The sequence below is a fragment of the Brevibacterium sp. W7.2 genome (genome assembly GCF_018137945.1).
GTDB lineage: Bacteria > Actinomycetota > Actinomycetes > Actinomycetales > Brevibacteriaceae > Brevibacterium > Brevibacterium sanguinis.
In genome coordinates this window covers 1,603,745-1,626,273 of record NZ_CP073089.1, presented here as the reverse complement: position 1 = coordinate 1,626,273, position 22,529 = coordinate 1,603,745, and the positions used below count along the sequence as shown (strand labels likewise).

The window sequence follows — 22,529 nt, the reverse complement described above, 5'->3', positions numbered from 1 at the left end:
GTTCCTCTTCTCACGCGCATCGTCCACGCGGTCTCAAGCGTGCATTGTTCGACGTCTCTCATCCTTCAGGCTAGTGGCCCAAGGCGATGACACTGCAACCATTCTCCCCGGAGTGTCGGAGTTCGGCCAGTTTCCTCCCCGGTGTGTCGGAGCCAATCGGGTTAGTCCGTGACGGGCACCGAGGGCACGGAGACGTCGATCTCGGTGCGGCCCTCGGCGGCGAGCTGGAGCGCGGTGCGCATCTTCAGGCTCGCGTCCTCGCTGTCGCCGAAGACGACGGAGGCCTCGGCGTCTCCGGTGTCGATCGTCCCGGACAGCCCCTGCTCCCTGTCGGCCCGCACCGTCGTCAGGCTACCGCGCAGGTCAGCGCCGAGGGTCGACATGAAGCGAATGACCGCGCTCACCGTCTCCTCGTCGGGGGCATCGGCTTCGAGGACGGTGAGACCCTCAGGGGCCGTGTCGACGGACCCGAGGTCGACCGCCTCGGCGTCGTAGAGGACGAAGCCGCCGGCCGAGGAGATCGCGACGACCGGGGTCCGGTCGGTGATCGTGATCCGCAGGCTCCGCGGTCCCGCGTAGTGGACGGAGGCGTCCTCGGCGCGGGGGAACTGCGTCTCGACCTCGGTCTCGATCGTGCCCGGGCGCAGCTGCGGCAGCGGCGTGCCGCCGTGTTCGGTCAGCACGAAATCCGAAACCTGCGCACCGGTGACGAGCTCGGTGTCCTCGACCTCAACGGTCGACAACGCGAGGACGGGCGAGAACCAGGCCACGGCCGCCAGCGCGAGCACCGCGACGACGATGCCGATCGCGGTCAGCCGTTTGGCCCACACCTTCCGGCGGCGGGCGCGGATGATCCCGGTGAGGTCGGCCGTCGAGTCGTCGCCGACTCGTGGGGGTGCGAGCGGCACGGGTCTCACTTCTCCAGGGCGGCGAGGATCTCGGGGCCGAGGATCGTCACATCGCCGGCGCCGACGGTGAGCACGAGGTCGCCGGGGCGCACCCGCTCGGCGACGAAGGGCACGGCGTCGGCGAAGGATTCGAGGAACGTGACATGCGAGTGGGGGACGCGTTCGGCGATGAGGTTGCCGGTCACCCCGGGCACCGGGTCCTCCCGGGCCGGGAAGACGTCGAGGACGACGACCTCGTCGGCGAGTCCGAGGGCCTCCCCGAACTCGGCCTTGAACTCCGCGGTGCGCGAGTAGAGATGGGGCTGAAACACCGCCCACACGCGTCCCTCGTCGGTGACGACCCCGCGGGCGGCGGTGAGCACCGCGCGCAGCTCGGTCGGGTGGTGGGCGTAGTCGTCGATGACCCGGACGCCGGCCGCGATCCCCCGCTCCTCGAAGCGGCGGCGGGTGCCGCCGTAGCCGGCGAGTCCGGCGGCGGCCTTCTCGACGTCGGCGCCGAGCGCGTGGGCGACGGCGACCGCGGCGGTCGCGTTGCGGGCGTTGTGGGCGCCGGGCTGGCGCAGGGTGATCGGCAGCGGAGTCCCCCGACCGGCGATGACGAGCCCGAACTCCGAGCCGAGGCCCGAGACGAGGTCGACGATGCGGATGTCGGCGTCGTCCGCGGTGCCGTAGAGGACGACGGCGGTGCCCTGCCGGCGGGCCTCCTCGGCGACGTCCCGGGAGCCGGGGTCGTCGGCGCAGGCGATGACGGTGCCGCCGCGGGCGCCGATGCCGGCGGTGAAGTCGACGAAGGCCTGCCGGACGTTCTCCGCGGTGCCGTAGTGGTCGAGGTGGTCGGCTTCGACGTTGGTGAGGATCCCGATCGCCGGTTCGTAGAGGAGGAACGAGCCGTCCGATTCGTCCGCCTCGGCGACGAAGACGTCACCGGTGCCGAGGTGGGCGTTCGTGCCCGTCGTCGAGAGCACCCCGCCGATGACGAACGAGGGGTCGAGCCCGCAGGCCTGGAGCGCAACGGTCGTCATCGACGTCGTCGTCGTCTTCCCGTGGGTGCCGGCCACGGCCACGGCGGTCCGCCCGGCCATGAGGGAGGCCAGTGCCCCGGAGCGGTGGAGGATCCGCAGGCCCCGCTGGCGGGCGGCGACGAGTTCGGGGTTGTCGGCCCGGATCGCCGAGGACACGACGAGGGTGTCGGCATCGCCGAGATGGTCGGCATCGTGGCCGATGTCGACGCGGGCGCCGAGGGCGCGGAGGATGTCGACGACGGCGGACTCCTTGGCGTCGGAGCCGGAGACCGCGACGCCGTTCATCGCCATGATCCGGGCGATCCCGGACATGCCCGACCCGCCGATGCCGATGAAGTGGACGGCTCCCAGTTCGGTGACGGGGACGATCTCGGTCTGGCTCATGGTCATCCTCTCAGGGCGGCGGTCGTGATGTCGGCCATCGTGGCCGCGGCGTCGGTGGGGTAATGGAGGCCTCTGGCGGCGCGGCTCATCTGCGTAAGGCGCGCCTCATCGGCGATGAGCGGAAGGACGACGTCGGTGACCGTCGCCGCCGTGAAGTCGGCGTTGTCGACGATCTGCGAACCGCCGGCGGCCGCGCTCGAGGCGGCGTTGAGCCGCTGTTCGCCGTTGCCGATCGGCAGCGGGACGTAGATCGCCGGGACCCCGACGACGGTCGTCTCGGCGACCGTGGCGGCCCCGGACCGGGCGACGAGGAGGTCGGCGGCCGCGTAGACCTTCTCCATGCCGTCGACGTAGTCGACGACGTGGTAGTCGGGCAGCTCGGCCGTGGCCTGCCGCAGGGCCTCGCCCTTGCCGGCGCCGGTGATGTGGAGGACCTGGATGCCGGCGGCCTGGCATGCCGCGGCCGCCTCCTCGAATGCCTCGTTGATCCGCTGGGCCCCCGAGGAGCCGCCGGTGACGACGAGGACGGGCAGGTCGGGCCGCAGGCCGAGCGCCGACCGGGCGGCGGCGCGGACGCCGGGGTCGCTGCGATCGAGGGTGGAGATCTGCGCGGGCATCGGCATCCCGACGAGTGCCGAGTTCCTCAGCGTCGTGTCGGGGAACGTCACCCCGACCCGTCCGGGCTTCGTCAGCATCGCGCCGAGGCGGTTCGCCATTCCCGGCTTCGCGTTCGCCTCGTGGATGATGATGGGCACCTTCGCCTGCTTCGCGGCGAGGTAGGCCGGCGGGCACACGTAGCCGCCGACGCCGACGACGGCGTCGACACCGCGCTCGGCGATGATCCGGCGCACGGCGGCGATGTTGTCGGCGAACGACTTCGGGAAGCGCAGGAGACCGGGGGTGAGCCGCCGCGGCATCGGCACCTTGTCGATCGTCAGCAGCTCGAACCCGGCGGCGGGCACGATCGAGGTCTCGAGTCCGTCGGCGGTGCCGAGGGCGAACACGTCGGCGCCGTCGAGGCGCTGCCGCAGTTCCTCGCCGATGGCCAGCATCGGCGAGATGTGGCCGGTGGTGCCGCCACCGGCCAGCAGGATGCTCGTCGTCATCTCACTCCTTCTTCTTCCGGCCGGGAGCTCTCCTGGCCAGGACGGCGAATGAGGACCGCACGCGGTCCTTGTGGGCGCGGATCGCCTCGGCGGCACCCTTCTCCGTGCGCGCGAAGGAGAGGATGACTCCGACGGCGAGCAGGGAGGCGATGATCGAGGATCCGCCGTAGGACACGAACGGCAGGGGCAGCCCGATGACGGGCAGGAGTCCGGCGACGACGCCGACGTTGATGGCCGCCTGGCCGATGAGCCATGCGAAGAGGCCTGCCGTGGTGATCTTCGCGAACAGGCTCTCAGCGCGCAGCATGACGCGGATGAGGCCGAAGGCGAGGACGGTGAAGACGAGGAGGACGAGAATCGTGCCGACGAGGCCGAGCTCCTCGCCGATGATGGCGAAGATGAAGTCGTTGTGCGCTTCGGGCAGCCACGACCACTTCTCCCGGCTCGCCCCGAGGCCGACGCCGAACCAGCCGCCGGAGGCGAGGGAGAAGAGCCCGTGGTTGGACTGCCATGCCTGACCCGTCGTGTCGATCGCCGCCTGGTCGGCGTGCCCGGTGATCGCAAGGGCGAGGCGATTGAGCCGGTTCTCGGAGCTGAGCACGTAGAACGCGGTGACCGCCCCGAGGCCGCCGATGAGGAGGAGGAAGTATTTCATCGGGAAGCCGCCGATGAAGAGGCAGGCCAGGGCGATGGCCATGAGGACGAGCGCGGTGCCGAGGTCGTTGCCGGCGACGACGAGGCCGATGGCCACGGCGATGCCGGGCACGACGGGGATCATCGCGTGCGTGAACGTCGTCATCTTCCCGAACTTGTTCGCGAGCACGCAGCCGAGCCACACGGCCAGGGCGATCTTGAGGAACTCGGAGGGCTGGAGCTGGAAGGAGCCGATCTGGATCCAGTTCGCGTTGCCCTTCGTCTCCTTGCCGAAGCCCGGGATGAACACGGCGGCCTGCATGAGCACCCCGAGCCCGATCGCCGGCCACGCGAGCTTCTTCCACAGGCTCAGCGGCACGAAGGACGCGGCGATGAGAAGGGCGAAGCCGACGGCCGCGAAGCCCGCCTGCTTGTTGAAGTACTCGAACGAGGAGCCCTCTCCCCCGTCGTACGACGTGATCGAGGAGGCCGAGAGCACCATGACGAGGCCGAGGCCGGTCAGCGCCACGACGGAGATGAGGATGAGGTAGTACGTCGCGAGCGGGTTCGCGGAGATCGTCCGGTATTCGGCGACGACGGCCCGCAGCAGCTGCTTGCCGGGGATCCCGCGTCGCCATGTCGTCTCCGCCGCCGAGGCGGTCCCGGAGACGGGTGCGCCCGTCACGTGTGCCTGCCCGCCGGTGGTCGTCTTCGCGCTGGACTTCTTCGCGCTCGACTTCTTCGCCCAGGGCATCGCCGCTCGGGGCTTCTTCGCGGCAGACTTCTTCGCGGCGGGCTTCTTGGCTGTGGGCTTCTTCGCGGCAGGTGTCTTCGCGGCAGGCGATTTCGCACGCGGTGTCCCGCTCGGCGCCGTCCCGCCCGCGGAGGTCGTCGGCGCGGACGTCGGGTCGGTCCTGGTCGGGGCGTCGACCGGAGCCGAAGCCGCGCTCGGCCGGCGTCGCGTCGTGCTCTGCCGTCCCATGTCAGCGTCCCGGCAGCTGCTCGACGGCGTGGGCGAAGAGCTCGCCTCGGGTGCTGTAGTTGAGGAACTGGTCCATGCTCGCCGCGGCGGGGGCGAGCAGGACGGTGTCACCGGGGACGGCGATCGTCGCGGCGGCGGCGACCGCGGCGTCCATGACGGCGGCGCCGCGCACGGCGGGGTCGGCCGCCGCGTCCTCGGGCAGCGGGTCGATGCGGACGATGTCGAGATCGGGGGCGCCTGCGGCGGCGGCCGCGCGGAACGCCGCGTCGTCGACGCCGATGAGGATGAGCGCCTTGAGCCGGTCGGCGTTGGCGGCGAAGAGCTCGGTGAAGTCCGCGCCCTTGGGCAGGCCGCCGGCGATCCACACGATGGGGTCGAAGCTCGCCAGCGACGCCGCGGCGGCGTGGGTGTTCGTCGCCTTCGAGTCATCGACCCAGCGGACGCCGTCGGTCTCGGCCACGGTGACCATGCGGTGGGCGCCGAGGGCATGGTTCTTAAGGCCCGCGGCGATCGCCTGGCCGGGCACGTCGATGCTGCGGGCGAGGGCGGCGGCGGCCAGCGCATTGGCGATCTGGTGGTCGGCGGGACGCTGTCCGGGGGTGCCTGCGGCCCGGGCGACGTCGGCGAGCGAGGCGATCTCGGCGGCAGCCGTGTAGCGCTGCGGGATGAACGCGCGGTCGACGAGGAGGTCGTCGACGACGCCGAGCTCGCCGGGAGCGGGGATCCCGGTGGTGAAGCCGATCGCCCGGGCCCCGGCGACCACCTCGGCGTTCTCGACCATCGTCTTCGTCGCCGCATCGGCGACGTTGTAGACGCAGGCATCGCGGACGTGCTCGTAGATCTTCGCCTTGTCGCGGGCGTAGGCATCGACGCTGCCGTGCCAGTCGACGTGGTCGGGGGCGAGGTTGAGGACGACCGCGGAGGTCGCCGACATCGAGAACTCCCAGTGGAGCTGGAAGCTCGAGAGCTCGATCGCGAGCACCTCGAGTCCGGGTTCGAGGACGGCTTCGAGCAGCGGGGCGCCGATGTTGCCGCATGCCTTCGCGCGCAGTCCCGCGGCGAGCAGCATCGATTCGAGCATCGTCGTCGTCGTGGTCTTCCCGTTCGTGCCGGTGATCGCCAGCCACGCCGCGTCGTTCGTCCCGCGGATCCGCCACGCGAGTTCGACCTCCCCGATGATGGGGATGCCGGCGGCGATCGCCGCGGCGAGCACCGGCTGGTCCGGGGTCCATCCGGGTGAGGTGACGACGAGGTCGAACGTGCCCTCGGGCAGTCCGGCCACGGCCTCGGGTCCGCGGCGGATGTCGACGTCGAAGACCTCGAGGATCGCGGTCTTCTCCGCCATGTCCTTCGTCGCGTCACCGTCGACCAGCACCACCTCGGCGCCGCGTTCGGCGAGGTGGACGGCGGCGGGGAACCCGGTGACGCCGAAGCCGGTGACGAGGATCCGCAGCCCGGCCAGCGACGACGTCGGTCCGCTCAGGGCCGCGGGGATCCGGTCGGCCAGCGGGTAGTCGGCTGCGAGGTCATCCGCCAATGCGCGCCACCCATTCGGCGTAGAAGAGGCAGACTCCGGCGATGACGAAGAGCGCGGCGATGATCCAGAACCGGACGACGATCGTCACCTCGGCCCAGCCCTTGAGCTCGAAGTGGTGCTGGAGGGGCGCCATGCGGAAGACGCGCTTGCCGGTGGTCTTGAACGAGGCGACCTGGATGATCACCGAGAGGGTGATGATGACGAAGAGGCCACCGAGGACGACGAGGAGCAGCTGGGTCCGGGACATGATCGCCAGGCCGGCGATGGCGCCGCCGATCGCCAGCGACCCGGTGTCGCCCATGAAGATCTTCGCGGGAGAGGTGTTCCACCACAGGAAGCCGAAGCAGGCCGCGGCCATGGCGCCGGCGACCATGGCGAGGTCGCGGGGGTCGCGCATGTAGTAGCACGCGTTCGTCGCCTCGGACATGAGATTGCAGTTCTGCGTCGACTGCCACGTGCCGATGACGACGTAGGCGGCGAAGACGACGGCCGAGGCGCCGGCAGCGAGGCCGTCGAGGCCGTCGGTGAGGTTGACGGCGTTCGACACGGCGGTGACGATGAGGTTCGCCCAGATGATGAAGAGGACGAGGCCGACGGCGCCGCCGGCGAAGGCGAGATCGAGGTTCGTGTCCCGGATGAAGGAGATCTTCGTCGACGCCGGGGTCTCCCCGAACGAGTTGGGGAACTGGAGGGCCATGACGGCGAACGAGATGCCGACGAAGGCCTGGCCGAGCAGCTTCGGCACGGGGCGCAGACCGAGGGAGCGCTGCTTCCTGATCTTGATGAAGTCGTCGAGGAAGCCGACGATCCCGAGGCCGGCGGCCAGCCACAGGACGAGGAGTCCCGAGGCGGTGGGCACCGAACCGGTGACCAGGTGGCCGAGCAGGTAGGCGATGATCGCGGCGCCGATGATGACGACACCGCCCATCGTCGGGGTTCCGCGCTTCGTCGCGTGCGTCGTCGGACCGTCGTCACGGACGAACTGACCATAGCCGCGCTTGACGAGGACCCGGATGAAGAGCGGGGTCCCGACGAGCGCGAGGACGAGTGCGACACAGGCCGCGAGCAGCACCGCGATCATTGGGCCCCCGAGACGCCGGCGATGTCGTCCCCGAGATACCGCAGGCCGGCATCACGTGAGGACTTGAACAGAACGATGTCGCCGGCGGCGAGCTCTGCGGTGAGCAGGTCCTTCGCCTCGGCGACCGTGGCCACCCACGTCGCCTCGTTGCCCCACGAGCCCTCGAGGTTCGCGGCGTTGAAGATCGGCTTGGCGCCCTCGCCGACGACGATGGTGCGGGTGATGTTGAGACGGACGACGAGTTCGCCGATGTCGGCGTGGGCGCTGATCGACTCGTCGCCGAGTTCGAGCATCTCCCCGAGCACGGCGAAGGTCCGCCGGGGGCGGGACTCCTCGTCGCCGCGGCCCATCGCCGCGAGCGCCTTGAGCGAGGCGCGCATCGATTCGGGGTTGGCGTTGTAGGCGTCGTTGAGCACGGTGACGCCGGTCGGCGAGTCGATGAGCTCCATCCGCCACCGGCTCGCTGCCGAGGAGGTCGCGAGCGTCGTGACGATCGACTTCACGCCGACGCCGCAGGCGGACGCGACGGCCGCAGCGGCCAGGGCGTTGCCGACGTGGTGTTCGCCGACGAGGGCCAGGCGCACCTCCTGCGGTTCCTCACCGGGCAGGTGGAGGAGGAACGAGGAGTGGCCGGAGGCGTCGGTGGAGACTCCCGTCGCCCGCACCACGGCGTCGTCGGTCCCGACCCAGTCGGGCAGCGACTCGCGCTGGGAGAACCACAGCGTCTCGACGTCAGCGGCGAGCACCTCGTGCATCGCCGCGACCCGGGGGTCATCGGCGTTGAGCACGGCCGTCCCGCCGGCGATGAGGGATTCGACGAGTTCGGCCTTCGCCCGGGCCGTGTTCTCGATCGACCCGAACACACCGGAGTGGGCGGTGCCCACGGCGAGCTCGACGGCGATGTCAGGACGGACGAGGCTCGTGAGGTAGGCGAGGTTGCCGATCGAGCGGGCGCCCATCTCGAGGACGAGGAAACGGGTCTCCTCATCGGCGCGCAGGGCCGTGAGCGGAACCCCGACCTCATTGTTGTACGAGTTCGGGGGCCACACGGTCGGGGCCTCACCGGCGAGGAGATCGGCGGCGAGGTCCTTGACCGTCGTCTTCCCGACGGAGCCGGTGATCGCGATGACGGTGAGCTCACCGGAGGCCCGCAGCGCCTCGACGCTCGCACTCGCGAGCCGCCCGAGCGCCTCGGTGGCGTCGGAGACGAGGACGGTGGGCAGGGGCTGGTCGTCGACGGTGGGCACGGATTCGCCGATGATCAGTGCGGAGCCGGCCTCGACGGCAGCGGCGGCGAACTCGATGCCGTCGACGTTCTCGCCGCGGCGGGCCACGTAGATGTCGCCGGGTCCGACTTCGCGGGAGTCGGTGACGACTCCGGCACTCAACAGGGATTCGGGGTCTACGCCGTACAACTCGCCGTTGACGGCGGTTGCGATGTCGGCTGCACTCAGTCGCTTCATATCAACTGTGAACTTTACCCGTTTCCGGACCGCCGAGTCGCGCAGTCAGCGCCGAGCGTGTCCGGGTGCGGTCGTCGAATTCGGTGACGACGGCGCCGATGGTCTGGCCGGTTTCATGCCCCTTGCCCGCGATGAGCACGGTCGTTGCAGGGTCTGCTGTCGCAATCGCCGAGTCGATGGCCTCGCCCCGATCGGCGATTTCGATGACCTTCTTCACACGCGCGTCGCCGGACGCGACAGCCGCATCGATTCCCTCCCGCACGGCCGCTCGGATCGCGGCGGGATCCTCGGTGCGCGGGTTGTCGTCGGTGAGAACGATCACATCGGCTCCGCGCGCCGCCGCCTCACCCATGCCGTAGCGCTTGCCGGGGTCGCGGTCGCCGCCGGCGCCGAAGACGAGGACGAGCTCATCGCTGTCGGCGTCGAGGGAGGCCAGGGCCTTCTCGATGGCATCGGGGGTGTGCGAGTAGTCGACGATCGCCCGGGGCAGCCCGGTCGCCGGTGCCTGGTTGACGTCGATGATCTCCATGCGCCCGGGCACGGCGGCGGTGAAGGTCCGGCCGATCTCCGCGATGTCGGCGGGGGCGAGACCGGCTTCGACGAGCATGGCCGCAGCCAACGCGGTGTTCGTCACGTTGAAGTCACCGGGCAGCGGTGAGCGCAGGGGGATCTGCGTCCCGTCGCCGAGGCGGAGGGTGAAGTCGGACTCCCCCGGCACGTGGTCGATGCGCAGTTCGCTGCGGTCGTCGCGGCCGAGCGTGCGCACGGGGATCTGCGCGGCCTCGGCCATCCGCTCCCCCCAGGCGTCCTCGATGACGATGACGGCACGGTCGGAGAAGGCGCGGGTGAAGAGCAGGGCCTTGGCCGCGAAGTACTCGTCCATCGAATGGTGGAAGTCGAGGTGGTCCTGGGAGAGGTTCGTGAAGCCGGCGACGGCGAAGTGGGCGCCGTCGACGCGGTGCTGGGTGAGCGCGTGCGAGGAGACCTCCATCGCGCACGTGTCGACGTCAGCGGCGCGCATCTTCGCGAACAGGGCGTGGAGTTCGGGAGCCTCGGGGGTCGTGCGGACGCTCGGCACCGCGGTGCCGGCGATGAGGGTCGCGACGGTGCCGATGACCCCGGTGCGCCGGCCGAGCGCCTCGAGCAGACCGGCGAGCAGGTACGTCGTCGTCGTCTTCCCGTTCGTCCCGGTGACGCCGAGGAGCTCCGGGGTCACCGAGGTGCCGTAGATCGCGGCGGAGACGTAGCCGAGCACGCCCCGGGGGTCATCGACGACGAGCCCGGTCACCTCGGCGAGCTGGTCGTCGGGCACGTCCGTGCCGATGATCTCCCAGCCGGCGGGGTCGGTGAGGATCGCCGTGACCCCGCGGGCGACGAGGTCGGCGGCGAACCGGGCGCCGTGGACGTTCGCGCCGGGCAGGGCGGCGTAGAGCTGGCCCGGGGCGACGGTGCGCGAGTCGTGGGAGACCCCGGCGACCTCGCGTTCCGGGTCGCCGTGGATCGTGCCGGGGGCTGCGGGGAGCAGCTGGGAGATGCGCATCATTTCCATTCTCGTGGCGGGAGCTGGGGCTGTTCCGTGGATGGGGGGATCTTGTAGTGCCGCATCGCGAAGCCGGCGACGTCGGAGAACACGGGCGCGGCGGCGGTACCACCGTAGTAGCCGTCGCGGGGACGCTGCAAAGTCACGGAGATCGCGAACTTCGGGTCCTCGGCGGGGATGACGCCGACGAACGAGGCCGTGTAGCCGTCGTAGCCGCTGCCGTCGGCGGCCGGTGCCTGGGCGGTGCCCGTCTTGCCGGCGACCCGGTAGCCGGACACGGCCGCCGACTTGCCGGTGCCCTCGGCGACGACGCCCTCGAGCATCGCCAGGGTCTGGTCGGCGGCCTTCTCGCTGACGACCCGCGTGGGCTCTCCGGCGGGCACCGGGATGGTCCTGCCCGACGGCGAGATCGTGCCGTCGACGAGGCGGGCGGGAACGCTCACTCCCCCGTTGGCGATCGTCGCGATCACCGAGGTGGTCTGCAGGGCGTTCGCGGCCATGCCCTGTCCGAACATCACCGTGTACTTCGTCCGTCCGTCCCAGTCCGCGTAGGGGTGGAGGATGCCGCCGGTCTCGCCCGGGAAGCCGACCGCGGACTTCGAGCCGAAGCCGAACTTCTTCAGGTACTCGTAGCGCTGGGCCTCGGTGAGCGCCTGACCGGCGAGGATCGTTCCCGTGTTCGAGGATTCGGCGAGGATGCCGGCGAACGTGAGCTTCTGATCGGGGTGCGGGGAGGAGTCGCGGAACTCCTCGTCGTTGGGCGCCTTCCACGTGTCGGGGACCGTGAACTCCTGGTCGGGAGTGACGAGTCCCTGGTCGAGGAGGGCAGCGGCGGTGACCATCTTCGCCGTCGACCCCGGCTCGAAGACGTCGGTGAAGATCCGCGAACCGCGATCATCCCCGTCGACCTTGCCGGGGTTGTTCGGGTCGACGGTCGGGGCGTCGGCGGCGGTGATGATCCTGCCGGTGCCGATCTCCTCGATGACGATCGAGCCGGATTCGGCCTTGCGGGCCTTGACCTGCTCCTCGATCGCCTGCTGGGCGTAGTACTGCACCGCGGGGTTGATCGTCGTGCGGATGCCGGAGCCGTCGACGGCGTTCTCGATGTTGTTGTCGCCGAGCGGGATGATCTCCCCGCGTGCGCCGCGCTCGTACTGCTGCTTGCCGTCGCGGCCGCTGAGCTCCTCGTCGAAGGAGAGCTCGAGTCCCGCCTGCGCCTGGCCGTCGGAGCTGAGGAACCCGACGAGGTTGCCGGCGATCGCCCCGGACGGGTACGAGCGCACCGCGTACTCCTCGGCGGAGATGCCGAGGATGCCGAGGTCGTCGATCTCCCGCCACGTCTCCGAGGTCAGGCCCTTGGCGACCGGGTTCCATCGTTTGTCCCCGACGAGTTCGGGATAGAGGAGACCCGGGTCGGTGTCGAGAGGGCCGGCGAGCGCCTCGGCGGCCCCCCACGCGCCGACGAGCTTGCCGTCGACCTTGTACTGGGCGACGTTCTGCTGATCGGCGACGACCTGGTAGCGGGAGACGCTGTCGGCGAGCACGGTGCCGTCGGAGGCGACGATCTGACCGCGGTCGGCGGGCAGGGTGCGGGTGACGAGGCGGTTGGCGAGTGCCTGTTCGGCGAGCTTCATCGAATCCATGCCCTGGATCGAGATGAGGCGCACGCCGGTGATGACGAGGACGAGAGCCGAGAAGGCTGCGATGACCGCGACACGGCGACGGAGGTTGGGAGTCTTCTTCGCCTTGCGTGTCCGCGGGGCCATACTTCGTCCTTACCTCATCGGCTCAAATCTCTGTCACTGCCGTCGCCTGCCGTACGTGCCGCTCACTTGGGAGCGACCTGCGCGGGAGGCGCGATGTCCTTGCTCGGGCTGCCGCCGACGACGGGCAACGTCTCATCCGATCGTAGATTGGGCCGGAGGTCATCCCTGGTATCGGCGCGCGGGCCGGGCACAACTGCCGGCTCCTTGTCTCCGCTCTCGTCGATCGGCGGGGCGTCGATGACCTTCCCGGTCTTCGCGTCGAGGAACTCCGGGGAGGTGTCGCGGACGAGTCCGAGCTCCTCGGCGGCCTTCGCGATGTTCTGCGGGGACTCGCGGTAGGAGTTGTCCTCGACGAGGCGGTCCTTCTCCTCGGCGAGCTGCTCCTTCTGCGCCCCCAGCTGATCGATCTGGTACGAGGTGTTGGAGATGTAGATATTGAGCAGGAGGACGGCGACGAGAGCGGTGACGAGGATGCCCAGGCACAGCAGCGAGAAGGGCAGCTTCGACTTCGGCAGCTCGAACTTCAGCAGCCGCAGGCGCGGGGCCGGCGTCGTCGTCGCCGGTGTGCGGTGCTGTGGCCGGGTGACGGCTGGGGCGTGACTCACGGCTGTGCCTCCCTGATCTTCTCGACGGCGCGCAGGCGCACGCTCTTGGCGCGGGGATTGCTCTCCGCCTCTTCCTCATCGGCGACTTCGGCGCCGCGCACGATCTCCCGCAGCCACGGCTGCATGTGCTCGGGCACGACGGGCAGGTCCGGTGGGGCCTGGGTGTGGGTGCCGGCGCGGAAGATCTTCTTGACGATCGTGTCCTCGAGCGACTGGTAGGACTCGATGACGGCAACGCCGCCGAGGTGGAGGGCCTCGAGCGCTGCCGGCAGCGCGGTGCGCAGCACCCCGAGTTCGTCGTTGACCTCGATCCGCAGCGCCTGGAACGTCCGCTTGGCCGGGTGGGAGCGCTTCTTCGTGTCGGGCAGGACGCGGGTGAGCATCGCCGCGAGCTGATCCGAGGTCGTCCACGGCGTCTCCGCGCGGTCGGCGACGATGATCTTCGCGATCTTCCCGGCCATCTTCTCCTCGCCGTAGTCCTTCAGGATGCGACGGAGGTCGGCTTCGGAGTAGGTCGCGAGCACCTCGGCGGCGGTCAGTGCCTGGGTCTGGTCCATCCGCATGTCCAGCGGCGCCGGACGGGAGTAGGAGAATCCGCGCTCGTCCTCGTCGAGCTGGAGGGAGGAGACGCCGAGGTCGAGGAGGATCGCGCTGATCGCCTCGATCCCGAGGTCGTCGAGGACGCTCGGGAGCTCGTCGTCGACGGCGTGGACGATGTCGGTGCGGTCGGCGAACGGCTGCAGGCGAGCACTCGCGATCGCGATGGCGTCCCGGTCGCGGTCGAGGCCGACGAGGTGGACGTCGGGGAAGGCCGTGAGCACCGCCTCGGCGTGACCGCCCATGCCGAGCGTGCCGTCGACGACGACGGGGGTGATGCCCTGTGCCCGGGCCGCCGCGACGCCGACGCCGATGAGCTCGACCACGCGGGCCAGGAGCACTGGCACATGCTGTGCGTTCATGGTCGGGCCCTTCGTGCGTGGTCGTCGGTGTGCGTCGGCGGCTGGCTGCGTCGACCGGCCTGCCGGCCGGGCGTCCTGCTGGAGCCGGAACCTTGTCCGCCGTGGCCCTGGCACCGGGGAAGTGTGTCAGGACTGGTGTGCTTCGGAACCGGGGAAGTGCCCCGAAACCCCATGCACGGCGGGCAAGGATCGAGCCCGAGCAGAATCAGATCACTCCGGGGATCACCTCGTTCTCGCGTTCGGCGAAGGCCTGCTGCGCGCCGACGAGGTACTCCTCCCATGTCGGGGCATCCCAGATCTCGACTCGGTTTCCCATGCCGATCACCGCGACTTCCCGGTCGAGTGATGCGTACTGCCGCAATATGTGCGGAACGGTGATCCGTCCCTGCTTGTCCGGCTGGTCTGCGAAGGCCGCTGACAGGAACACGCGCTGGTAGTCGCGTGCCTCCTTGTTCGTCTTCGGCGCGTTCTGGATCCGCTCGTGCTCGGCTTCGAACTCCGTGGTGGGGAACAGGGTGAGGCAGTTCTCCTGGCCACGTGTGAGAACGAGTCCGGGCGAGAGCTCGTCGCGGAACTTCGCGGGCAGGATGAGGCGACCCTTGTCGTCGAGCTTCTGCATATGAGTGCCCAAGAACATGTCGTCTCACCCCTTTCGAAACCAATCGGCTCCGATAGCAACCACAGTACTCCACTTCCCTCCACCCATTCCAGCACCTGACCCCACTTTCGCCTGTGAACCCTATAAAAGCCCAGGTCAGACCCGTGGAGGAAAGTGGAAGAAATCTCCCGTCCGCGCGTCTCCGGGGGTCCTGAACTGGGCGATCTCGGACTCGGACGACCGCCTCGGCGCGCACCTCTGCCCCGAGAATCCGGGGATCGTCGCCGAGGTGGGGCGACGTGGGGAGGAATGTGGGGAATCCGGTGGGGCGAAGTGGAGGAGGTGGTGGAGGGCGGTGGGGAGGGAAGTGGGGAGGCCGGAGATCCTGAGAGGCGCCCGTGTGCGGACCGGGCCCCTAATAAGGGACAATGGACGCATGTCGACGAGCCAGGAAGCCACACAGACCAATTCAGTCATCGGTGCCGAGCACATCGAGTGGGTACAGCAGCTGACATCACGGGCGCGCACTGCGATGAACTCAGTGCTCGAGGGCAAGGACGAGGCCGTGGGCCTCTCCCTCATCGCCCTCCTCGCCGGCGGCCACGTGCTGCTCGAGGATGTGCCGGGCGTCGGCAAGACCCTGCTCGCGCGGGCGATGGGCAAGGTCGTCGACGGCTCGGTGCGCCGCATCCAGTTCACTCCGGACCTGCTGCCCACCGATGTCGTCGGCGTCAACCTCTTCAATCAGGAGACCCGGCACTTCGAGTTCCGCCGCGGTCCCGTGTTCGCCAACATCATCATCGCCGACGAGATCAACCGCGCGTCCCCGAAGACGCAGTCGGCGATGCTAGAGTGCATGGCCGAGGGCCAGGCGACGATCGACGGCGAGACGCACATGATGCCCTCGCCGTTCATCGTCGTCGCCACTCAGAACCCCATCGACATGGAGGGCACGTACGCTCTGCCCGAGGCCCAGCGCGACCGCTTCATGACGCGCATCTCGCTCGGCTACCCGTCGACGGCCGATGAGGTCGACCTGCTCGACAACCAGATCGAGCACGATCCGCTCACCGCGGCGCAGGCGGTGACGAGCCTCGAGCAGATCAAGCAGGCCCGCGACATCGTCCGCCACGTCTCGGCGAGCCCGGCGCTGCGCGAGTACATCGTCGCGATCCTCCAGGCGACGCGCAATGACCAGGCGATCGTGCTCGGCTCCTCGCCGCGCGGCGGCGTCCACCTGCTGCGCGCCGCGAAGGCCAGGGCCGCCCTGTCGGGTCGAACCTTCGTCACGCCCGACGACATCCAGGCGCTCGCGCCCTTCATCCTCGCCCACCGCATCATCCCGCGCGACGGCGACGACTCGGAACTCGCGGCCGACCTCATCGCCCGCGTGCTCGCGCGAGTGCCCGTCTCGACGAATCAGTGACGGCATGCGGCTTTCGACCTCGGGAATCATCTTCATCATCGCCGGAGCCGCGCTCATCGTCGGCGCCTACCGGTTCGCTCTGCCCGGCCTTCTCCCGGCGGGACTGCTCCTCATCGGGCTCGTCGGCCTCTCCGCCGCCCTCATCGGCTGGGGCACGCGCCGGATCTCGGTGACCCTGCACACTCCCCTGCCCGAGGTCCGGCTCCAACCCGGAGACGAGCGCTACCCGCTGGCGCCCGAGGGCAAGGAGGTCGAGATCGACGCCGTCGTCCGCAACACCGGTCACCTCGCGGTGCCTGCGTCGACGATCGACTTCGTCGCCGCCGACGGCTTCGGCGACTCGACCGTCGGCGAGGTGCCGCCGCTGGCCGGGGGCCGCTCGCAGAACGTCGTCACCTCCTTCACCCCGAACCGTCGCGGCCTCAGCGGCATCGAGGCGGTGCTCGTCACCGTCGCCGGTCCCTTCAGCCTCGTCACGGCGAAGAAGAAGGTGCTCGGCGCGCAGCCGATCGCCGTGGCCGTGCCCTCCCTCGGCGCCCGGATCCCCGGGGACACCGCGAACCGACCGGCGCGCCTCGACGAGGGCAAGATCCGCTCGGGCCACACGACCCGCGACTTCCACACCCGGGAGTACGTGCCCGGCGACGATCTGCGCCACGTCCACTGGCCGACGACGGCGAAGTCGGGTGAGCTCATGGTCCGCCACGAAGCCGAGGAGGAGACGCTCCACGCGCTCATCGTCGTCGATCTCGTCGGCGCCGAGGAGCCCCCGGACGACCTCGAGCAGGAGTTCCTCCTCGCCGCGGCGGCCGCCGCCGGTGTCGCCTTCCTCCGCGCGGACTACGAGGTCTGCATGATCACCCCCGGCCATGAGCTCCGGTTCCGGGGCCCGCGCGACGTCGACCGCCTGCGCCTGCTCACCGCGCTCGTCGAACCGGGACCGGCCCACCTGCCCTCCCACGACAACCCCAACCACGTCGTCATCTGCGCCGCCGATGACGCCCGCGCCCAGGCGATGGCCGCGCAGTTCACGCGCCGGATCCCCATCACCGTCCGCAGCCTCTCGGAGATCGATGACATGACGATGCTCGGTTTGAGCGAAGACCTGCCCGAATCCTGGACGACCTTCGACTCGAAGCGGGTCGTGCGATGAGCGCCGACGTCATGCAGCCCGACGTCGGGCAGCCCGGTGCTGTGCAGGAGGAGCGGCAGCGCTCCTCGACGTGGCTCGAGTCGCTGTCGGTGTTCGTCGCCATGGTGCTCACCGCCATCGGGCTCTCCGCGGTCTTCTCCGACTTCGACTGGCTGCTGCCGGTCCTCGTCGCCGTCTTCCTCATCGTCCTCGTCGGGGCGGTCTTCCGCAGCATCCCGGGGCTCAAGGCCACCGGCACCGCGGTCATCGCGCAGTGCATCGTCGGCGTCATCGCCGTCCTCGTCCTCTGCGCGCCCGACACACTGCTCGCAGGGATCATCCCGACCGGTGAGTCGTTCGTCGCCGTCATCGACCTCCTCTCGGCCGGGGTGAGCGACCTCTACGCCTCGACCCCGCCGGCGGAGAGCACGCCCGGCTTCACGGCGATGCTGACGATCGCGTTCACGCTCATCACGATCCTCATCGACGGACTCGTCTCCGACCTCGGCGCCCCGAAGGTCAGCGGCGTCCTCCTCCTCGTGCTGTGGATGATCCCGGTGTTCTTCGCCCCCGCCCAGGTGCGGTGGTGGCACATCGCGGCGATCCTCGCCGCGTTCCTCCTCCTCATGCTCAGCCCCTACTTCCCGCAGGCGAAGTGGCGGGGTGGGCTGACCGCCGTCGTCGCCGGCGCGGTCGCGATCATCCTCGGGATCGCCCTGCCGATGCTCCTGCCGCAGGTCCCGACGCTGCCCAACCGCGCGTCGAACAACCAGGGCGACCTCACGGTGACGAATCCGTTCCTCGACCTGCGCGCCGACCTCGGCGCCCGGGACGATTCGACGCTGTTCACGTACACGACGACGGCGGAGAACCCCGAGCCGATCCGCCTGACGTCGATCAACTCCTTCGACGGGCAGACCTGGGCGCCGACGCCGTTCGGGCTCGACCAGTTCGCGATCGCCGCCGAGGGCCTGCCGTGGCCGCAGGGTCTGCCGCGCAACCAGGGCTACTCCGAGCAGCGCATCGACTTCTCGATCGGCCAGTACGATCAGCAGTACCTGCCGACGCCCTACGCCCCGCAGCAGCCGGAGGGACTCGACCGCCGGTGGATCTACGACGAGTCCTCGCTGACGATCGTCGGCAACGGGGAACGCTCGGGCGGGCTCGACTACTCGATGGACTACCTGTCGATCGAACCCGATGTCAGCGTCATGCAGTCGGCGACCCCGGTCAACTCCGCGGAGTTCGAGACCGAGCTCGAAGTGCCCGAGACCCTGCCGCAGAGCGTGCGCGACACCGCCGACGAGGTCACCGCCGGGGCGAGCAACCAGTGGGAGGCGGCCGTGCTGCTCCAGGCGTACTTCCGCAGCGGCGAGTTCGAGTACTCGCTCGACGCCCCGGAGGAGGCCAGCGGGGACGCGATCTCCGACTTCCTCGTCGACAAGCGCGGGTACTGCGTGCAGTTCTCCTCGGCGATGACGATCATGGCCCGGACCCTGGGCATTCCCGCCCGGATCGGCGTCGGCTTCGCCTCCGGCACGGAGAACGGCGGCGAGTACCAGGTCTCGATGCAGGATTCCCACGCGTGGCCCGAGCTCTACTTCGACGGTGTCGGCTGGGTGCGCTTCGAGCCCACTCCGGGCGGACCGGCCGGGGCTCCCCCGGCGTGGACCGTCGCCGACGGCAGCGCCGATGAGGCGAACGAGGAGACCACCGAATCCGCCACCCCGACCGCGGAGCCGACGGAGAGCGCGTCCGAGGCCGCCCCGGCGACCGAGGAGGGACAGACCACCGAGGCGACGGATGCGGCGGCGGAGCCGGCGAACTCGAATCTCGGCACCGTGATGTGGGCCGTCATCATCGCCGTCCTCATCCTCCTGCTGCTCGCGATTCCCGCGCTGTGGCGGGTGCTCCAGCGCCGTCGCCGCACCGGTTCTCCGGTCGACCTCGAGAACGTGTGGACGGAGATCAGGGCACTGGCGACCGATTACGGTCAGAGCCTCGATCCGAGCCGCACCCTCCGCCACAACGAACTCGTCCTCGCCGGCGGTCCTGCCGTCGCCGAGGCGGGTGCTCGCGCCGCCCGCGGCGAGACGGGTGCCGGGACTTCCGGTGGGGCTGGGGACACCGGGTTTGACCGGGCCGGGGTTGCCGGGGTCTCGAGCGCCGGTGCTGCAGGCGCCGGTGCCGATGTCGGAGCCGGTGCCGGGACGCTGGGACCGTCTGGTCCGGGTCACGGCCGCACCGAGGACGGGCGCGTGCCTGCAAGTCAGGCGGCGGCCGGTTCGGACAGCGCAGGCGCGCCCGGCGGCTCGGCTGCGGGACGGCCCCCGTCGGCGCTCGGCCTCGACGCTCTGCGCAGCCCGGTTCCGTCAGCTTCCGGCATCCGCCGCCACGACGACACGGCGCTGTCGGCGTTCATCGACGCCCTCGAGGCGCAGCGCTACGGGGCGCAGGCCACGGACCTCTCCCCCGCCGAGGCGCAGGCCGTCATCGACGAGGTGCAGACGGATCTGTCCGAGCATGCGACGCCCGGCAGCCGGATCACCGCGAAGATCTGGCCGGCGAGCATCTTCACTCCCCCGAAGTGACCGCCCGCCGCGCGTCGACCGACCATAACGGCGATCGACCACTACCCGGAGCGCCGAATCATCCCTGTGCACGGCGATGATTCGGCGCTCCGCGGAGGTCAAGCGCAGCCGCGCGGAGTCCACGACGCTCCGCAGCGGACAAGCCGCTCCGCGTAGGGGTCAGCGCTTCCGCGCCGCCGCCCGCCTCCCCGCCGTTCGGCCTGCCCCGTCCGGCTTCCCGCCACCGTTTGGGCTCACCTGCGTTTCGAGGGCTCAGTTCTTTACCTGAGCCCTCCGGCCCGGACAGAGCTGCCGACGAAAGTCAGCGTGTCGGACCAGCGGCATCTGTGCGCGGAGTCGGCGGCATCTCTCCGAGACCTCCCCGCAGCCACTCGACTCGCCCACCTCGACTTTGCGCCAGGCCAAACCGAGATGGCCATGACAAGGACTGGCCATTTCAGCCTCAACTGGCGCACACCGCGGTTCGGCCTGACCCGTCCGGCTTCCCGCCACCGTTTGGGCTCACCTGCGTTTCGAGAGCTCAGTTCTTTACCTGAGCCCTCCGGCCCGGACAGAGCCCGAGTCCGCCGGGACCTGCATGAGGGCGGTGAGTATTCGTGCGCGCCGGGCGACGGAACGCACTGTGCGCTGGCGGCGGTGCGTTCCACCGCGGGCGGGTCGGGTAGGTCCATCTGCCCACGGGCGGCGACACGTCAAACTGCATGCGAGAGGGCAGGCGACGGCGAGTGGGGGCATGCGAAAGGGCACCGGGATGATTGCTCATCCGCAGTGCCCTTCGAAACTCAGAGGCTCACGACACTCACTGGTGCCGGACGCTCATTCCCCGCGCTGGCGCTTCTCCCAGCGGTCCTCCATGCGACTCATGAAGCCACCGGAGCTCTTGCCGTTCGACTTCGGCGCCGCCCCCGATCCCGAGGAGCTCTTCGCGCCATCGCCGACGCGTCCGGGACGGCTGAACGCCCAGTACATTCCCGCGACCATGAGGCCGAAACCGACGACGCCGAGGGCGATCCACGCGACCGCCTGATTGACCATCGAGATCGCGAAGATCGTCGCGGCGAGGCCGGCGAGGGCGACGAGGATGCCGACGACGAAGCGCTTCGCCGAGAAGCCCGGACCGCTCACGGCCGCCTGGGATTCCGAGATGTTGCGTGCGAATCGGGGGTCTTCGCTGCGCAGCTGCTTCTCCAGCTGATCGAGAAGCTGCTGTTCGTGATCGGAGAGTGGCATGTCGAACCCCCGTTTCCTTACTCTGGCCTATTGCCCCAATCATAGTCTCTGAACACTGAAAAAACATCTTCGGAACGGGGCAGGCGGGGGTATTCCCACCCCGTCCTCAGACTCACTGAGCGCGGCTGAACGCGCGCCCTGTGCGCAGTCCGTGACGCAGCCTCCGACTCCCGTCCCTCCGGGCGAACAACGGCCCTGGCCAGAGCCCCCGCGAGGGGCGATGACCTCCCTCTCACGCCATGTCCGAAACCCGCTGGTCGCGCCTCGGCGCCCCCGTCCCGGGCTCCCGTGAACGTCAGCGCTTGGGGTGCCGGCGCAGGAGGGAGGCCTGTGAGATCGCCTCGGTGCCGAACCGGCGCCGCACATCATCGAGGGCCACCTCTGCTTCGCGTCCGGCGTGCTCGGGTTCGTCCAACCGGGCTTGCCGGCCGCTGACGGCGAAGTCCATGAGCCCGGCAGCGCGGACTCCGAGCAGCCGGACGCCCTTGGTCCGCTGCGCCCGCAGTCCGCGCAGCGCCGGGCCGAGCGCCTCGTACATCTCCCGGGCCAGATCGGTGGGAGCTTCGAGGGTGATCGACCGGGACAGCGTCGTGAAGTCGTCGAGTCGGTACTTGAGCCCGAGCGTCGTCGCGACCTTCCCCTCGGCCCGCACCCGGTGCGCGACCTTGTCGCAGAGCCGCAGCAGCTCATGCTCGAGCTCCGAGAGGTCCCAGACGTCAGCGCCGAACGTGTGCTCGGCGCTGATCGACCGGTCCTTGACCTGCCGATCCATGCCGTGGGAGTCGAGTCCGTGCGCGCTGCGCCACAGGTGGTGCCCATGCGCCCCGAACACGCGCCCGACCCATGCTTCGTCCATCGCCGCGAGATCGCCGATGAGGCGGATGCCGTACTTCGCGAACCCCGCCTGCGTCTTCTCCCCCACGCCGGGCAGCGCCTCGATCGGCATCGGGTCGAGGAAGTCCCGGGTCGCGGCGAGCGGAACGAGCAGCTGGCCGTGCGGTTTCGCCCGCGCCGAGGCGAGCTTGGCGACGACCCGCGACCCGGCGATCCCGACGGATGCGCTCAGTCCCGTGCGCTCCTCGATCTCCGCGCGCAGCTGTGTCGTGATGTGGACCGGGGACCCGAGCCTGCGCACCGCCCCGGAGACGTCGATGTACGCCTCGTCGACGCTGACCTGGAGGACATCGGGGGTGACCTCGGCGACGAGGTCGAAGACCTGCTTAGAATACGCGGAGTACAGGCCATGGGAGGAGGGGATCACCTCGGCGATCGGACACAGACCGATGGCCCGGGACATCGGCATCGCGGCGTGGACCCCGAACTCACGGGCCTCGTAGCTGGCGGAGACGACGACGCCGCGACCGGCCCTGCCGCCGACGATGACGGGCCTGCCGACGAGTTCGGGACGCGAGAGCAGCTCGACGGAGACGAAGAACGAATCCATGTCGAGATGGAGCATCGTCGCTCCCGTGTCATCCGTTCCCAGGTGCTCGAGGTCACCGCCGGAACGGGCCAGCTGCTTGCGGCTCATGTCCCACCCACGGATCGAACTTTTCGGCTCCCGCA

17 protein-coding genes are annotated in these 22,529 nt (G+C 69.9%); 3 read left to right on the top strand and 14 right to left on the bottom strand.

Features of this window, described 5'->3' with window-relative positions; translation table 11 throughout:
- Nucleotides 1–161 precede the first annotated feature (161 nt).
- The 12 genes from J9315_RS07240 to mraZ form a co-directional block, all read right to left on the bottom strand.
- Nucleotides 162–908 carry an FtsQ-type POTRA domain-containing protein gene (locus J9315_RS07240; protein WP_211979137.1) on the bottom strand — a complete coding sequence of 249 codons (747 nt, stop codon included), beginning with the start codon at nt 906–908 and terminating at the stop codon, nt 162–164.
- A 5-nt stretch (nt 909–913) separates the two neighbouring features.
- Nucleotides 914–2,314 (bottom strand): UDP-N-acetylmuramate--L-alanine ligase, encoded by a 1,401-nt coding sequence (gene murC / locus J9315_RS07235; protein ID WP_198499001.1) that lies wholly within the window; start codon nt 2,312–2,314, stop codon nt 914–916.
- Between the two features lie 2 nt (nt 2,315–2,316).
- On the bottom strand, nt 2,317–3,420 hold the full coding sequence (locus J9315_RS07230) for a UDP-N-acetylglucosamine--N-acetylmuramyl-(pentapeptide) pyrophosphoryl-undecaprenol N-acetylglucosamine transferase (protein ID WP_198499002.1): 1,104 nt from the start codon (nt 3,418–3,420) through the stop codon (nt 2,317–2,319).
- 1 nt (nt 3,421) lies between these two features.
- Entirely contained in the window at nt 3,422–5,035 is a 1,614-nt protein-coding gene (ftsW, locus tag J9315_RS07225) for a putative lipid II flippase FtsW (protein ID WP_198499003.1), read from the bottom strand.
- A gap of 1 nt (nt 5,036) precedes the next feature.
- Entirely contained in the window at nt 5,037–6,572 is a 1,536-nt protein-coding gene (murD, locus tag J9315_RS07220) for a UDP-N-acetylmuramoyl-L-alanine--D-glutamate ligase (RefSeq protein ID WP_198499004.1), read from the bottom strand.
- Entirely contained in the window at nt 6,562–7,653 is a 1,092-nt protein-coding gene (gene mraY / locus J9315_RS07215; RefSeq protein WP_198499005.1) for a phospho-N-acetylmuramoyl-pentapeptide-transferase, read from the bottom strand. The genes murD and mraY overlap by 11 nt, the downstream gene beginning before the upstream one ends.
- The gene (gene murF / locus J9315_RS07210; RefSeq protein WP_198499006.1) at nt 7,650–9,116 is read right to left on the bottom strand and encodes a UDP-N-acetylmuramoyl-tripeptide--D-alanyl-D-alanine ligase; all 1,467 of its coding nucleotides are present in this window, start codon (nt 9,114–9,116) and stop codon (nt 7,650–7,652) included. Before murF ends, mraY begins: the two co-directional genes overlap by 4 nt.
- A gap of 1 nt (nt 9,117) precedes the next feature.
- On the bottom strand, nt 9,118–10,656 hold the full coding sequence (locus tag J9315_RS07205) for a UDP-N-acetylmuramoyl-L-alanyl-D-glutamate--2,6-diaminopimelate ligase (RefSeq protein ID WP_249121054.1): 1,539 nt from the start codon (nt 10,654–10,656) through the stop codon (nt 9,118–9,120).
- Nucleotides 10,656–12,422 carry a penicillin-binding protein 2 gene (locus J9315_RS07200; protein WP_198499008.1) on the bottom strand — a complete coding sequence of 589 codons (1,767 nt, stop codon included), beginning with the start codon at nt 12,420–12,422 and terminating at the stop codon, nt 10,656–10,658. Before J9315_RS07200 ends, J9315_RS07205 begins: the two co-directional genes overlap by 1 nt.
- Nucleotides 12,423–12,484: 62 nt before the next feature.
- Complete coding sequence (locus J9315_RS07195; protein ID WP_232623619.1) at nt 12,485–13,027, bottom strand: hypothetical protein; 543 nt, start codon at nt 13,025–13,027, stop codon at nt 12,485–12,487.
- On the bottom strand, nt 13,024–13,986 hold the full coding sequence (gene rsmH / locus J9315_RS07190) for a 16S rRNA (cytosine(1402)-N(4))-methyltransferase RsmH (protein WP_198499009.1): 963 nt from the start codon (nt 13,984–13,986) through the stop codon (nt 13,024–13,026). Before rsmH ends, J9315_RS07195 begins: the two co-directional genes overlap by 4 nt.
- Before the next feature lie 205 nt (nt 13,987–14,191).
- Nucleotides 14,192–14,623, bottom strand: a complete 432-nt coding sequence (gene mraZ / locus J9315_RS07185; protein ID WP_040342214.1) for a division/cell wall cluster transcriptional repressor MraZ — start codon at nt 14,621–14,623, stop codon at nt 14,192–14,194.
- A gap of 397 nt (nt 14,624–15,020) precedes the next feature.
- Here mraZ and J9315_RS07180 point away from each other — a divergent pair, with 397 nt between their 5' ends.
- The 3 genes from J9315_RS07180 to J9315_RS07170 are packed head-to-tail and all read left to right on the top strand — an operon-like array spanning nt 15,021 to nt 19,733.
- Nucleotides 15,021–16,010 (top strand): MoxR family ATPase, encoded by a 990-nt coding sequence (locus J9315_RS07180; RefSeq protein WP_198499010.1) that lies wholly within the window; start codon nt 15,021–15,023, stop codon nt 16,008–16,010.
- A gap of 4 nt (nt 16,011–16,014) precedes the next feature.
- Complete coding sequence (locus J9315_RS07175; RefSeq protein ID WP_198499011.1) at nt 16,015–17,163, top strand: DUF58 domain-containing protein; 1,149 nt, start codon at nt 16,015–16,017, stop codon at nt 17,161–17,163.
- Nucleotides 17,160–19,733: a DUF3488 and transglutaminase-like domain-containing protein gene (locus J9315_RS07170; RefSeq protein ID WP_232623620.1), complete on the top strand. Its 2,574-nt coding sequence runs from the start codon at nt 17,160–17,162 to the stop codon at nt 19,731–19,733. The genes J9315_RS07175 and J9315_RS07170 overlap by 4 nt, the downstream gene beginning before the upstream one ends.
- An 816-nt stretch (nt 19,734–20,549) precedes the next feature.
- Here J9315_RS07170 and J9315_RS07165 read toward each other — a convergent pair.
- Both J9315_RS07165 and dinB read right to left on the bottom strand, forming a co-directional pair.
- Nucleotides 20,550–20,963, bottom strand: coding sequence for a DUF3040 domain-containing protein (locus tag J9315_RS07165; RefSeq protein WP_198499012.1), 414 nt, complete (start codon nt 20,961–20,963; stop codon nt 20,550–20,552).
- A gap of 295 nt (nt 20,964–21,258) precedes the next feature.
- Nucleotides 21,259–22,494, bottom strand: coding sequence for a DNA polymerase IV (gene dinB, locus J9315_RS07160; protein WP_198499013.1), 1,236 nt, complete (start codon nt 22,492–22,494; stop codon nt 21,259–21,261).
- Nucleotides 22,495–22,529: the final 35 nt, after the last annotated feature.